Genomic DNA, 14,399 nt, shown 5'->3' on the forward strand with positions numbered 1-14,399 from the left:
CGCCCGGTGAGGCGTGACATCGTGGACGCATGACCATCGAAGTCCGCCCCGTCTCCGTCTTCGAGGACGTCCGCGCCGTGCTCGGTCCCAAGTCGCCCGGGGCGAACGTGTGCTGGTGCCTGAGCTACCGCCTCCCCTCGGGGCTCAACAACGAGCTGCGCGGACCGGCCAGGGGCGAGTACGTCGCCGGTCTGTGCCGGACCGGCACACCCATCGGGGTGCTCGCCTACGACGGCGACGAGCCCGTCGGCTGGGCCGCCGTCGCACCGCGCGCGGACACCTCCTTCGCCCGCAACCGCAAGATCCCGCACGTCGACGACCTGCCCGTCTGGTCCCTGTGGTGCATCCGGGTGCGCCCCGGCCACCGCAGGCAGGGCATCTCGCACGCCCTCATCACCGGCGCGGTCGAGTTCGCCCGCGCCCACGGCGCCCCGGTGATCGAGGCGTACCCCCTCGACAACGGCGACGCCCGCGTCGACCTGACGATGGCGTACGCCGGGATCCGGAAGAACTTCGAGCGGGCCGGTTTCGCCCACGCCGCCGACACGACCTCGGTACTGTCCGGCCACCCCCGCGTCCTGATGCGTCTCGACCTGCGCTGACGGGACGCGGAGGGACCGGCGCGGTCAGGAGTACAGCGCCGCGATCTCCGCCGCGTACGCCTGCTGGGCCGCCTGCCGCTTGACCTTGAGGGAGGGGGTCAGCAGCCCGTTCTCCTCGGTGAACTCGCCCTCCACCAGCGTGAAGGCACGGATGGACTCGGCGCGGGACACGGCCTCGTTGGCGTAGTCCACGGCCTTCTGCACATCGGCGCGCATCCGCGGGTCGCGGATCACCTCGGACATCGGGGTGCCGGCGGGCAGCCTGCGCACCGACAGCCAGTGCGCGACCGTCTCGGGGTCGAGGGTGATCAGCGCGCCCACGAAGGGCCGGTTGTCGCCGACGACGAGGCACTGTCCGACGGGCGGACGGCTGCGCAGCCTGTCCTCCAGCACGGCGGGGGAGACGTTCTTGCCGCCGGAGGTGACGATGATGTCCTTCTTGCGCCCGGTGATGGTCAGATAGCCGTCCTCGTCGAGGGAGCCGAGGTCACCGGTGGTGAACCAGCCGTCGTCGAGCACCTCGTCGGTGGCGGCCGCGTTGTTGCGGTACGAGCCGAAGACGATGCCGCCCTTGACGCACACCTCGCCGTCGTCGGCGATCCGGATCGCGGTGCCGGGCACGGGGAGGCCGACCGTGCCGGGCCGGGGACCGAGCGGTGGGACGATGGTCGCGGCGGCGGTGGTCTCGGTCAGGCCGTAGCCCTCGTAGACCATGATGCCGGCGGCGTAGAAGAACAGGTTGAGGTCTCGCTCCAGCGGGGAGCCGCCGCTGATGGCGTACCGCACGCGCCCGCCGAGTTCCTTGCGCACCCGGCGGTAGACCAGCAGGTCGTACAGGGCCCAGGCGGCGTACAGGCCGGGGCCGGGGCCCTTGCCGCGGCCGAGGAACTTGTTCAGGTGGGCCTCGCCGAATCGGACGGCGACGCGGTGGGCCCGCTCGAAGGAGGCACCGCGGCCCAGCTTCTCGGCGGTGGCCCGGCCGGTGTCGTGGATCTTCTCGAACAGGTAGGGGACACCGACCAGGAACGTCGGGCGGAACGCCCTGAACTTGGGCCGCAGTTCGTCCGGTTTGATGCTCGGGCAGTGGCCGATCTCGATGCGGGCCATCAGACAGGAGATCTGCAGGGTACGGCCGAGGATGTGGGCGAGCGGGAGGAACAGCAGGGTCGAGGCCACCTGGTCGGTGACCTCCTTGAAGACCGGGTGCAGCAGCTCGATGGTGTTGGCCGCCTCCGCGTGCAGGTTGGCGTGGGTGAGGACGCAGCCCTTGGGACGTCCGGTGGTGCCGGAGGTGTAGCAGACGGTGGCGACGGTGTCGGGCGTGAGGGCCGCACGCCGCTCGGTGACCACCTCCTCGGGCACGCCCTCGCCGAGGGCGCTCAGGTCGGCGAGGGCGCCCGCGTCGAGCTCCCACAGCCGCGGGGGCTCGGCATGGGCGGCAGTGCCCGTGCGGACCGTGGCCGTGTTCTCCGCGGTCTCCGTGACGGCGTACCGGGCACCGGAGTCAGCGATGATCCACTCCACCTGGTCGGCGGAGGAGGTCGGGTAGACCGGCACGGTCCGGCCGCCGGCGGACCAGATGGCGAAGTCCAGCACCGCCCACTCGTAACGGGTGCGGGACATCACCGCGACGCGGTCGCCCGGCTCCAGCCCCGCAGCGATCAGGCCCTTGGCCACGGCGGTGACCTCGCGGGCGAAGGCCGCCGCCGTGACCGGACGCCACTCGCCCCGCTCCTCCCGGCGCAGCACCACCGCGTCGGGCGCCTCGGCCGCGTTGGTGAAGGGGATGTCGGCGGGGGTGCCGGTCGTCGGCCGTGCGGCGAGGGCCGCCGTACGGACCTCACGGACGACGCCCCGCTCGTCCCTGGTGATCTCGACTGCGGTCCGCCCCACCAGACCGGTGCGTCGTTTCGCCCTTTTCAGATCCTTGCGTACACCCATGACGGCTCCCGGTCGCGGCTGATGCGGTCGTGCTGGTTGCTGCCGTTCTTACTTACTCGGGAGTCAACTTACCGGTGCGTAAAGCCGAGGCGAAGGGCCGGGGGTCACTCCAGACGGTCCGCCCGGCGGATCGCCCCGGCCAGCTCGCGGACGTCGTCGTCCTCGGTCCGCTCCGCCAGGGAACCGGCGCGCTCCGCGAGTTCACCGAGCCCGGGGGCTCCGGGCAGGGCGCTGTAGCGGTGGTCGGGGGAGCGCAGCGCGTCGGCGAAGTAGGCGGCGGTGGCGGAGACCGCCAGACCGCCCGGCGCGCGCCATACGGAGTCCGCGAGACCGCCGGTCTCCACGTCGCCGGTCTCCTCGTGCGGGGTGCGGCTGTCCGGGTCCAGCCAGCGCACGGTCGCCGTCGCCAGATGACCCTCGGCACCCGGCCGGGTGCGCACGGCGTACAGGGCCGTCACGGTGTGCCCGGGTCCGACCTCGCCGCCGTCGACGCCGTCGTCGCGGAAGTCCTCGTCGGCGACCCGGCGGTTGTCGTAGCCGACCAGGCGGAACTCGGCGACCGTCCCCGGATCGAAGGCGACCTGCGCCTTGGCGTCCCGTGCCGTCAACTCGATGTTGCGCGGGAGCTGTTCGCAGAACACCTCCCGTGCGTCCTGCTCGTCGGACACGTACACCGTGTGGCCGTCGCCCCGGTCCGCCAGCTTCTCCATGAGCGCGTCGCCGTAATCGCTGCCGACGCCCACGCCGAACAGGGTGACGCCGTGCTCGCGGCGGGAGTCGGCGATGCGTTCCAGGATGGTGTCGGCCTCCGTCTCCCCGGTGTTGGCGAGCGCGTCCGAGACCAGGACCACCCGGTTGGTGGCGCCCTCGCGCAGCCCTTCGACGGCCGTCTCGTAGCCGGTCTCGACGCCCGCGCCGAGGTTGGTGGAGTCGGCGGGCTCCAGACCGCCGATCGCGTCATGGACCTCGCCCCGGTTGCCGCCGAGCCGGGTCATCGGCAGCACGGCCTCGGCCTCGTCGCTGAAGGTGACGAGGGCGACCGAGTCGTCGTCGCGCAACTGGTCCGCCATCGTCCCGAGGGACTCCTTCGCCAGATCGAGACGGCCCGGCTCGGCCATCGACCCCGAGACGTCGATGACGAACGTCAGCGCGGCGGGCGGCCGTTCGCCGCTGTGCCCGGCGGGCCGGGTGGCCAGGCCCACCCGGACCAGGGACCAGTCCCGCTCCCCGGTACGGGCCCCGTCCACGGTGACCGTGAAACCGTCGCCGCCGGGGCGGGCGTAGTCCTGCCGGAAGCTGTTGACGAACTCCTCGGGACGGACGGTCGACGGGTCGGGCAGCCTGCCCTCGGCGAGGGTGCGGCGGGCATAGCCGTACGAGGCCGTATCGACGTCGAGCGCGAAGGTGGACAGGTGGTCGGGGGCCGGGGCGACGTCGCGCGCGTCCTGCTCCCCCTCCCGCCGGTCACCGTCGTAGGGCCCGCCCGGACCCCGGGGAGCCTGCGGAGCGGGCAGCGGCCCCGGACCACCGCCCCCGCGCCCGTAGGACGAGTCGCCCGCCTTGGACCCCTCGTCGCTCCCTCCGCCGCATCCGCTCACCAGCAGTCCGCCCGCCGCCGTGAGCGCGACCAGCACTCCGGCCGGCCGACGTGCCCCAAACCGCCTCATCGTCCGTACCCCTTCGGTTGGTTGATGCCGCCTTCCCCGACTGTGACGGCGGGGCGGGCAGGAACGTGCGGTACGGGGCGTTGCGGGTGCGTCTCGAAGTGGCCACGGACGGGGCTCACCGAGACCGGTAGGTGATCCTCCGGTGACCGGTCCGCGCGCCTCTCGTACTGCCGTGTCTCCGGATCACGACGTACGCCGCGCACTCCCGCCCGAGGGACCGGTCAGTGGCTGGGCCGGCCACCGCGGCGCGACGGCTGTCCCGCGGGGCGGGCGAGGCCGCCGGGTGGTGCGCCGCACCGGACTCCCGCACCGTGTACCTCCGAACCGCGGCCCGGGCGCCGTAAGATCGGGTGGTCTCGTGGGGGTGGTCATGGTCAGGCAGCGTCCCGGCACACCGACGCTCGAGGAGGTCGCCGCGCTCGCCGGAGTGGGGCGGGGCACCGTCTCCCGCGTCATCAACGACGCGGCGGGCGTGAAGGAATCGACGCGCCGCACCGTGCAGCGGGCCATCGCGGAACTGGGATACGTCCCCAACCTCGCCGCCCGCTCTCTGGCGGGCCGGCGCGCCGACGCGGTCGCGCTGGTCATGACGGAGCCGGACTGGCGGATGTTCGGGGAACCCTTCTTCTCGGAGATCGTCCGCTCCGTCGGCGACGCGCTGACCGACACCAAGGTGCAACTGCTGCTCACCCTCGTCCGGACGGACGCCGAACGCCGCCGCTTCGTGGAGTACGCGCGAGGCGGACGGGTGGACGGCGTCATGCTGATGTCCGTGCACGCCGAGGACGCGCTGCCCGACATGCTCGCCGAAGTGGGGCTGCCCACCGTGCTGCTGGGCAGGCGCTCGGGCGACGAGGGAGTGACCTACGTCGACGCGGACAACGCCGGAGGCGCCCGCAGCGCGGTGACGCATCTGCTGAAGACCGGCCGCCGCTCGGTCGCGACCGTCACCGGTCCGCTCGACATGTACGTGGCCCAGTGCCGACTGCGTGGATACCGCGAGGCGTTGCAGCGGGCGGGGGCCGAGAGCCGGCCGTCGTGGATCGTCGAGGGTGACTTCTCCGAGGACAGCGGGCGCCGGGCGACCGCCGAACTCCTCGAGCGGGCCCCGGAGATCGACGCGGTGTTCGCCGCCTCGGACACCATGGCCGCCGGAGCGCTGTACGCCCTGCGCGCGACGGGCCGACGGGTGCCCGAGGACGTCGCGGTGATCGGTTTCGACGACTTCCCTCTCGCCCAGCACACCGACCCGAAGCTGACCACGGTGCGGCAGCCGCTGGAGGACATCGGCCGGACCATGGTGCGGCTGCTGCTGGAGGAGATGGAGGACTCCGCGCCGGCCTGGCGGCACGTCATCCTCCGCACGGAGCTGGTGCTCCGGGGCTCCGCCTGACGCACCGTGCCCGCCCGTGGCGAAAGTTTCGGGAGCGCTCCCGGCGCCCACCCCTTCCTGAAGCACGTCGCTGACCTGCGGATTCGAAATGGATTCGACACGCTCGTGCGCACACTCTTGTCAGGGACATGTGAGCCTTCTACAGTCCGGTTCCGAACCATTCTTGGGAGCGCTCCCATCACATGGGGAGACGGGAGCGCTCCCGCCGGTCGCCCACGCACCCTCCCGGAGAGGCCCCCGCATGCGACGGTTACCGCACCGAACCCGCGCCCCGCGCCGCCTGTTCGCGACACTCCTCACCGCCCTCGCCGTGGCCGTGGGGATGATCACCGCGACGGCTCCCGCCCAGGCCGACACCACGATCTGCGAACAGTACGGATCGACCACCATCCAGGGCCGTTACGTCGTCCAGAACAACCGCTGGGGCACCAGCGCCACCCAGTGCGTCACCGCCACGGACAACGGCTTCCGTCTCACCCAGGCCGACGGCTCGGTGCCCACCAACGGCGCCCCGAAGTCGTACCCGTCGGTCTTCAACGGCTGCCACTACACCAACTGTTCGCCCGGCACCGCGCTCCCGGCCCGGATCAGCGGCATCTCCGGCGCCCCCACCAGCATCTCCTACGGCTACGTCGGCGACGCCGTGTACAACGCCTCGTACGACATCTGGCTGGACCCCACGCCCCGCACCGACGGCGTGAACCGGACCGAGATCATGATCTGGTTCAACAAGGTGGGCCCGGTCCAGCCGATCGGTTCCCAGGTCGGCACGGCCACCGTCGGCGGACGCACCTGGCAGGTGTGGTCGGGCGGCAACGGGACCAACGACGTGCTGTCCTTCGTCGCACCGTCGGCGATCAGCAGCTGGAGCTTCGACGTCATGGACTTCGTCCGGGAGACCGTCGCACGCGGAATGGCCCGGAACGACTGGTACCTGACGAGCATTCAGGCGGGCTTCGAGCCGTGGCAGAACGGAGCGGGGCTCGCGGTGAACTCCTTCTCCTCCACCATCGAGACCGGCGGCAACCCCGGTGAACCCGGCGGCCCCGCGGCGTGCTCGGTGTCGTACGCCACCAACGTGTGGCCGGGCGGCTTCACCGCGAACGTCACGGTGCGCAACACCGGTTCGACCCCCGTCGACGGCTGGACGCTCGCCTTCACCCTGCCCTCGGGGCAGAGCGTCACCCATGCGTGGAACGCGTCCGTCACCCCCTCCTCGGGTGCCGTCACGGCCAGGGCGACCGACGCGGGCGCCCGCATCGCGCCCGGCGGGAGCCAGAGCTTCGGGTTCCAGGGAAGCTACAGCGGCTCCTTCGCCCAGCCGAACGGCTTCAGTCTGAACGGCACCGCCTGCACGACCGCCTGACACGTCCCCAGGGCCGCGCGCCCACCGTGTCCCGCGGTTCCGGGGCCCGCTCTTCCTCCCTGCGCCGGCAGGACGGGCCCCGGACCCCGCCCCAGAGCCCCCTGCCCGGTCCGGTCGACGCCCCTCCCGGGACGGGCAGGGGTTCCACTTCATCACCACACCCCGGCCGCCCCTCACGCTTCGCCACCCCCTCGTCCCGGCGCAGCCGGATCACCGATTCACCCACCCGCCACCCGCACAGGAGATCCCATGGCTTTACGGAACAGATTCATGGCCCTCGCAGCGGTGCTGGCCACCCTCCTCGGAGGGCTCGGCCTGAGCTTCCTCTGGCAGAACAACGCGCAGGCGCACGGTGTGGCGATGATGCCCGGTTCGCGCACCTACCTCTGCCAGCTGGACGCCGTCACCGGCACCGGAGGACTGGACCCGTCCAACCCCGCGTGCCGCGACGCGCTGAACCAGAGCGGTGCCTCGGCGCTGTACAACTGGTTCGCCGTGCTCGACTCCAACGCAGGCGGACGGGGCGCCGGTTACGTCCCGGACGGCACGCTCTGCAGCGCCGGGGACCGGTCCCCCTACGACTTCTCCGCCTACAACGCGGCCCGCTCCGACTGGCCCCGGACGCATCTGACGTCCGGTTCCACGATCAAGGTGAAGTACAGCAACTGGGCAGCCCACCCGGGTGACTTCCGGGTGTACCTCACCAAGCCCGGCTGGTCGCCCACCTCCCAGCTGCGCTGGGCGGACCTGGAGCTGATCCAGACCGTCACCGACCCGCCCCAGCAGGGCTCGGCGGGCACCAACGGCGGTCACTACAACTGGAACCTGAACCTGCCTTCCGGCCGCTCCGGGGACGCGCTGATCTTCATGCAGTGGGTGCGTTCGGACAGTCAGGAGAACTTCTTCTCCTGCTCCGACATCGTCTTCGACGGCGGCAACGGCGAGGTCACCGGCATCGGAGACTCGGCGCCCGACCCGGACCCGACTCCCACCGACCCCACGGACCCGCCTCCGCACACCGGCTCCTGCATGGCCGTGTACAACGTGGTGAACTCCTGGAACGGCGGCTTCCAGGCCTCGGTCGAGGTCATGAACCACGGGACCTCACCGCGCAGCGGCTGGGCGGTGCAGTGGAAGCCCGGTGACGGGACCCGGATCGCCAGCGCGTGGAACGGTACGCTGTCCACCGGTTCCGACGGCACGGTGACGGTCAGGAACGTCGACCACAACCGTGTGATACCGGCCGACGGGAGCGTCACGTTCGGCTTCACGGCCACCTCGTCGGGCAACGACTTCCCGGTGGGAACGATCGGCTGCGTGACTCCGTAGCCTCCGCCCGGGGCTCGGTCGCCGACGAGCCCTGAGCACAGGGCCCCGTACCGCCGCGCGGTACGGGGCCCCTCGGGCGTTCGATCAGGTGTCCGGTCAGACGCCCGCCACGGACCGGATCCAGGAGCGGTACGCCGTCACGTTGGTGTACGCGGTGGTCGTCTGGCGGTCACTGGTGGAGGCCACACCGACCTGGACACCGTTCGCCATCATCGGACCGCCCGAGTCCCCGCCGGCGGTGATGCCGTCACCCCTGCGGGCACAGATGGCGGAGCCGCCGTAGGCGTCACCGCACCCACCGGTGACCGTGACGTTCGCGACCTTCAGGTAGCGGGACTGGCAGGTGGCCTCGGATCCGCACCGGGAGGTGGCGCCCCAGCCGTACACCTGCACGCTCTGCCCGACACGCACGGTGCCCGGCTGACCCAGGCTCGCGTAGGTCGCCGGGACGGAACGGTCGAGGCGGACGAGCGCCAGATCCGAGCTGTGGGTGTAGGTCTGGACACCGCCTGCGAGGGTTCCGCCGCTGTGCTGGTCCAGGCTGCCGATGCGGAAGGACAGGCCGCCGCCGCTGACGCAGTGCTTGGCGGTGAGGATCCAGGTCGGGGCGATGATCGTCGCCGAGCAGGTCTCCCTGCCGTTGGAGAACAGCCGGGCGGCCCACGGGCCGCTGCCCGCGTGACCGCCGCCGATGATGGGCTGCGGGCCCTTGCTGACCGGAGGTGCCGGGGACTCGGCCGCGGCGGCGTTGGGGGCGAGAAGCGCGAGGACGGAGACCGCTGCGGCGGCGAGGGCGGGAATGAGCCTTGATATGCGCAAGGTTCCTCGATTCCGGAGGCACGCCCGGTGGGCGCGCGGGTGTGGGGGTCGACGGCCCCGAGGGCCGTGCCCGGGTGAACTCCCCCGTCAGGTGATGGAGTTCGCCCGGGCAGCGCCCAGAATCCCGGAGAATCGTTGAACGGTGGTACTCACACTTGGTGATAGCGCGGCGCTATACCCGGCGGGTGGGGGAGAGCGGTCCGACGAGACGGCCTGACTACAGGCGGACGATGATCAGGGCGATGTCGTCCGGTCCGCCGTCGGCCACGCCCAGGCACGCGAGCAGGGTGTCCGCCAAGTCCTCGGGTCCCAGCCGGGCGTGCTGTGTGACGGCATCGGTGAGGCGGAGCAGCCCCGTGTCGATGTCCTCGCCACGGCGCTCGACGAGTCCGTCGGTGTACAGCACGAGGGTGTCGCCCGGCGCGTACGACACCGTCGCCTGCGGGCGTGGTGCCTGGTCGGTCAGGACGCCCAGGGGCGGGTCGGTCGCCTTGTCGAGCATTTCGGTGGTGCCGTCCGGGTGGGACAGGACCGGCGGGAGGTGCCCGGCGCTGGTGTAGGTGATCCGGTGGTTGCGCCGGTCGACGACCGCCTTGGCCGCGGTCGTCGCGAGCGCGCTGTCGAACGTACGGGCGTATCCGCTGAGGACGTCCATGGCCTTGCCGGGCTCGGGGATGGCCCGGACGGCCGCGGAGAGGGCGCTGCGGAGCATGCCCATCACGGCGGCGGCTTCCAGACCGTGGCCGACCACGTCGCCGACCGCGACGGTGAACTTGTCATCGGGGAGGTCGACCACGTCGTACCAGTCGCCGCAGACGTTGAGGGACCGGGTGGCCGGCATGTACCGCACGGCGATCTCACCGTGCCCCGCCAGGTCCGGGGCGTGCAGCATCGCCTTCTGCAGGGTGAGGGCGGTCAGGCGTTCCCAGTCGTGGGCGTCGCGCAGCTCCTCGTTGACGAGCATGAGGTCCCGCGCGCGGGTGAACAGTTCCAGCTCGACGCCCTCTTGATCCCCGCGGACGTCCCCCGGCCCGCCCCGCAGGGGACGGGACAGCATGTACTCCGTCAGGTCCTCCACCCGGTGGATGATCCACCGGACCTCTCCGTCCGGCCCCAGAACGGGGGTGTTCACCGGGGACCACCACCTCGTCCGGAACACCCCGGGGCGCCCGGCGACGGCGAGGTCGTACCGCTGTACCGCCATGGTGTCCGGCCGCTTGGAACGCAGAACCCGTTCCAGTGAGGCGGTCAGGTTGCGCACTCCGTCGGCGGTCGGATCATCCGGATTGTCGGGGTGGGCCTCGAAGAGCCGACGGCCGACGAGCTCGTCCCTCGTCCGGCCGGTGACACGGAGATACGCTTCGTTGACCTCGACGATCACCAGATCGGGGGAAAGCACCAGGTAAGGGCTGGGCGTCGCGGCGAACAACGCCGGGTAGTCGATTCGCGGTGTGCTCACGTGCGCTCTCCCCGTCCGTCCGAGGGCCCTTGTACGCCCTCTGCCTCCATTCGACCACGCGACCGGCGCGGGGCGGGGGACAGCCGGCTCGCCGCGGACACCGACCGGACGCGTCCGTCGCGGGCGGCCGGCGCGGCATCCCGCTCAGCGGAGGCTGTTGCGCAGGCGTGCGACGGCGGCCTGCAGCGCGTCGAAAGCGCGCTGCTCCTGGCGTGGAGTCGGCCGCGCCGTCGGGAACAGGCTGTCGCGCGCTGTCCTGGCCCGGGCGTAGGCGTCGAAGCGGACGACGACCTCGTCGATCAGGTCCTGTGGTCGGGGAAGCGGCTCACGGGAATCGTCTCGGCGTGGCATGGCGGTCATTTCGGGAGGGGGAGAGGGGCGGTGTGCGCCGCGCGGTGCAGGACGCGGCGTCCCGTCGGGCGACCGGTCCGCGGGTTCTCCGTCTGCTTCCCGGCGGGACCGGACGCCGACCGGGATTCCCGGCGCACAGGGATGAACCATAAACAGTCTCCCGTGCCCGGACCGGTCGGCAGGTCGGCAACCTTCCGGGCCGTCCGATTGCCGGGAGCAGGCAGGCTGGGGGCGAGCCCGGCCGTTCGGCCTCCAGGGGTGTCTCCCCGGGCCGGTGCGGCCCACTCGTCCCGTGCTGGGATCGCGGCCCGTCCCGGGGCCCGTCACTTCCTCCGGGCCCAGGACCTCCGCCCGGGCCCAGGACCTCCGCCCGGGCCCAGGACCTCCGCCCGGGCCCAGGACCTCCGCCCGGGACAGAGGGACCGGGTCCCCGACCGCAGGCCGTCACCGCCTCGTCAGGGGACTCCAGTGACCCTTGTGACCCCAGTGATCGAGCCGTCCCCGGCGCGACGAAGAAGCCGGGCACGCTCCCCACGAGGACGGGACCGGAGAGAAGCCGTGGAGCCGGCGCACGCGATGCCCCGGCACCCTCCTGCCGGGAGTGTCCGGGAGCCCCGACGATGGCGGCATCGGTGCCGCGGTGCGGGGAGCAGCCGGTATCCGCACTCGCCCCCCATGGTTCCGCCGACGGGTTCCGCGCCCGCGACCGGGGTTCGGCGCCCCCGGTGGCGCGGGGCCGGTGACCGGCTCCGCGCCACCGGGGGCGGGCGCGGTACCGGTGCCGGACGCGCGGCGGCACCCGACAACCGGGGACACCGCGGGACTGCCGCCCGCCTCATGACGACTCGCGCACCACCAGTTCCGTCGGCAGTGTCAGCTGCTGCCGGGGCGCGCCGTGCCGGGTGATGTCGGTCAGGATGCGGGCCATGGTGCGGCCCAGTTCCTCCACCGGCTGACGCACCGTCGTCAGGGGCGGGTTGGTGTGCCGCGCGAGGACGGAGTCCTCGAAGCCCACCACGGCGACATCGCCGGGCACCTGCCGCTTCTGACGCCGCAATTCGGCCAGTGCGCCGACCGCCATCAGGTCGGACGCGGCGAAGACGGCGTCCAGATCCGGTGCGCGTTCAAGAAGCAAACGCATGGCGCGGCCGCCGCTCTCCTCGCTGAAGTCGCCGCTCTCGACCAGCAGTTCGCTCGCGGGTACGCCGGCCTGTTCGTGTGCGGCGCGCCACCCGGCCAGCCGGCTGCGGCCGACGTCCATGTCCTGGGGCCCGGCGATCGTGGCGATCCGCTTCCGACCGTTGCCCAGCAGGTGCCGGACGGCCTCGGCGGCCCCGCCGGCGTTGTCGGAGTTGACGTAGCTCAGCTGCTCGCCCGCGTCACGCCGGCCGGCCAGCACGGTGGGCAGGCCCATCTCCTCCAGCATGCCGGGCAGTCGGTCCTCGGCGTGGACGGAGACCAGCAGGACGCCGTCGACACGGCGTGTCGCCACCGACTCGGTGAGCTGGTCCCGTTCGGCCTGGTCGCGCACCAGCATGAGCTGCAACTGGGTGCGGCTCTCGGCGAGGGCGCCGCTGACACCGCGGATCAGTGCGGCGAAGAACGGTTCCGAGCCGAGCCGGCTCTCCGACTCCGGGATCACCAGGGCCACGGCGTCGGTGCGGTTGGTCACCAGACCCCGGGCGACCGAGTTGGGCACGTAGTTGAGCTCCTTGATCGCCGCCAGGACCCTGGCCCGCGCGTCGGCGCTGACCAGGTCGGAGCCGTTCACGACGCGGGAGACCGTGGTGCGGCCCACGCCGGCGCGGGCGGCGACCGTTTTGATCGTGGGACGGCGGTTGCTGCTCATGTGCTCCCCCTCGGCGGCCGCGGCGGCGACGCCTGCCGCGGAGGTGACCTGCGGCAATTCTTGCAGACCCGGTCCCCGGCGGAGCACCCGCAGGGGACCTGGAGGTGAACACCGAGCCGGCCCCCCGCCCACGGAGTTGCTTTCAAGTTATTGACAGATCGGCCCGCTGCCAGGAGTCTTCCAAACGCGATGGGAACGTGCCCACCCCGAGTTGGGCACGTTCCCACTTCGATCAGAGCCGCTGTAGTCATCGCAGAACACGCCACTCCGATGTGTCAGCGCCGTCGCTAGGAGGAGACCCATGGGAACTCTCGGTTCACTGCGCACGAGGGCGGTGGCGACCGTCGCCGCCGTCGGTGCGCTGGCACTCGTCGTCGGCTGCAGCGGCGGTGGTGACTCGGTCACCGGCGGTGGGAAGAAGGACGGCAAGGTCACCATCACGATGGGCCTGTTCGGCGTGATGGGCATCAAGGAAACGGGACTCCTGGAGAAGTACGAGAAGGAGAACCCCGGTGTCGACATCAAGGCCGAGATCGCCGGCGACGAGCAGACGTACTACACCGCGCTGCAGACCAGGCTCGCCGCGGGCAACGGTCTGAAGGACATCCAGGGCATAGAGATCGGCCGGGCCAAGGAGATCACCGAGACCCAGTCCGACAAGTTCGCCGACTTCGCCGAAACCGCGGGCACGGACCACTTCCTGCCCTGGAAGCAGTCCCAGATCAGCACCGCGGACGGCAAGGTGCTGGGCCTGGGTACCGACATCGGCCCGATGGCGGTCTGCTACCGCAAGGACTACTTCGAGAAGGCCGGCCTGCCGACCGACCGGGAAGAGGTCGGCAAGCTGTGGGAGGGCGACTGGAACAAGTACGTCGAGGTCGGCCGCACCTTCAAGAAGGACTTCAAGGGGGGCGACGTGGCGTTCATGGACTCGGCCAGCGGCCTGTTCAACGCCATGGTCTACGGCCACTCCGAGCAGTACTACAACGAGAAGGGCGACCTGATCCACGACACGAACCCGGTCGTCAAGGACGCCTGGGCGCTGTCCTCCGACGCCGGTGAGGAGGGACTGACCGCCAAACTGCGCCAGTTCCAGCCGGGTTGGGACCCCGGCCTGGCCAACGGCACGTTCGCGACCGCGGTGTGCCCGGCCTGGATGCTCAGCCACATCAGTGAGAAGGCCGGTGCGGCGAACAAGGGCAAGTGGGACGTCGCCAGGGCACCCAAGGGCGCCAACTGGGGCGGGGCCTTCCTCAGCGTGGTCGAGAAGAGCCCGGTGAAGGAGGAGGCGCAGAAGCTCGTCGCCTGGCTGACCGCGCCGGAGCAGCAGGCCCACATCTTCACGGAGATCGGCAACATCCCGTCCTCGCAGAAGGCGCTGGAGAGCGACGGGGTGAAGAACGCCAAGTCGGAGTACTTCAGCGACGCCCCGATCGGCCAGATCTTCGGCGCGGCCGCCCAGGAGATCCCCGACAAGCAGGTCCTCGGCCGCAAGGACGGCACCATCAAGGACACCTTCTCGCAGGGCCTGGCCCTGGTCGAGCAGGGGACCGCGCGTGACGAGGCGTGGAACACCACCATGGAGCGCATCGAGAAGGCGGTCGGCTGACCGCTCCTCCCCGC

The 14,399-nt window shown here is 71.5% G+C and carries 11 protein-coding genes; 5 read left to right on the forward strand and 6 right to left on the reverse strand.

The genetic code is table 11. The annotated features are described in order from the left end of the window. The first annotated feature begins 29 nt into the window (after positions 1-29). On the forward strand, positions 30-602 hold the full coding sequence (locus ACZ6A9_RS16655; protein ID WP_468985417.1) for a GNAT family N-acetyltransferase: 573 nt from the start codon (positions 30-32) through the stop codon (positions 600-602). A 24-nt stretch (positions 603-626) separates the two neighbouring features. Here ACZ6A9_RS16655 and ACZ6A9_RS16660 read toward each other — a convergent pair whose 3' ends face one another. Together ACZ6A9_RS16660 and ACZ6A9_RS16665 are read right to left on the reverse strand one after the other, a co-directional pair. Beyond that, positions 627-2,543, reverse strand: a complete 1,917-nt coding sequence (locus tag ACZ6A9_RS16660) for an AMP-dependent synthetase/ligase (protein ID WP_468985419.1) — start codon at positions 2,541-2,543, stop codon at positions 627-629. 104 nt (positions 2,544-2,647) lie between these two features. Beyond that, the gene (locus ACZ6A9_RS16665) at positions 2,648-4,210 is read right to left on the reverse strand and encodes a vWA domain-containing protein (RefSeq protein ID WP_468985421.1); all 1,563 of its coding nucleotides are present in this window, start codon (positions 4,208-4,210) and stop codon (positions 2,648-2,650) included. A 370-nt stretch (positions 4,211-4,580) separates the two neighbouring features. On the opposite strand from ACZ6A9_RS16665, the gene ACZ6A9_RS16670 reads away from it, so the two are divergent. The 3 genes from ACZ6A9_RS16670 to ACZ6A9_RS16680 all read left to right on the forward strand — a co-directional run bounded on the left by ACZ6A9_RS16670 (position 4,581) and on the right by ACZ6A9_RS16680 (position 8,298). Continuing rightward, positions 4,581-5,603 (forward strand): LacI family DNA-binding transcriptional regulator, encoded by a 1,023-nt coding sequence (locus tag ACZ6A9_RS16670; RefSeq protein ID WP_468985423.1) that lies wholly within the window; start codon positions 4,581-4,583, stop codon positions 5,601-5,603. Positions 5,604-5,844: 241 nt separating this feature from the next. Then, positions 5,845-6,969, forward strand: coding sequence for a glycoside hydrolase family 12 protein (locus ACZ6A9_RS16675; protein WP_468985425.1), 1,125 nt, complete (start codon positions 5,845-5,847; stop codon positions 6,967-6,969). A gap of 249 nt (positions 6,970-7,218) precedes the next feature. Further along, a complete protein-coding gene (locus tag ACZ6A9_RS16680) occupies positions 7,219-8,298 on the forward strand; it encodes a lytic polysaccharide monooxygenase auxiliary activity family 9 protein (RefSeq protein WP_468985427.1) in 1,080 nt (359 codons plus the stop codon). A gap of 96 nt (positions 8,299-8,394) precedes the next feature. On the opposite strand, the gene ACZ6A9_RS16685 is transcribed toward ACZ6A9_RS16680, so the two are convergent. The 4 genes from ACZ6A9_RS16685 to ACZ6A9_RS16700 all read right to left on the reverse strand — a co-directional run bounded on the left by ACZ6A9_RS16685 (position 8,395) and on the right by ACZ6A9_RS16700 (position 12,776). Continuing rightward, positions 8,395-9,117, reverse strand: a complete 723-nt coding sequence (locus ACZ6A9_RS16685; RefSeq protein ID WP_468985430.1) for a S1 family peptidase — start codon at positions 9,115-9,117, stop codon at positions 8,395-8,397. 217 nt (positions 9,118-9,334) lie between these two features. Further along, positions 9,335-10,576, reverse strand: coding sequence for a PP2C family protein-serine/threonine phosphatase (locus tag ACZ6A9_RS16690; RefSeq protein WP_468985432.1), 1,242 nt, complete (start codon positions 10,574-10,576; stop codon positions 9,335-9,337). Between the two features lie 144 nt (positions 10,577-10,720). Then, entirely contained in the window at positions 10,721-10,927 is a 207-nt protein-coding gene (locus ACZ6A9_RS16695) for a hypothetical protein (RefSeq protein WP_468985435.1), read from the reverse strand. Between the two features lie 835 nt (positions 10,928-11,762). Continuing rightward, on the reverse strand, positions 11,763-12,776 hold the full coding sequence (locus ACZ6A9_RS16700; RefSeq protein WP_468985438.1) for a LacI family DNA-binding transcriptional regulator: 1,014 nt from the start codon (positions 12,774-12,776) through the stop codon (positions 11,763-11,765). Positions 12,777-13,077: 301 nt separating this feature from the next. On the opposite strand from ACZ6A9_RS16700, the gene ACZ6A9_RS16705 reads away from it, so the two are divergent. Then, entirely contained in the window at positions 13,078-14,385 is a 1,308-nt protein-coding gene (locus ACZ6A9_RS16705; RefSeq protein WP_468985440.1) for an ABC transporter substrate-binding protein, read from the forward strand. Positions 14,386-14,399 lie beyond the last annotated feature (14 nt).

It is taken from the genome of Streptomyces sp. NPDC041124 (assembly GCF_055592385.1).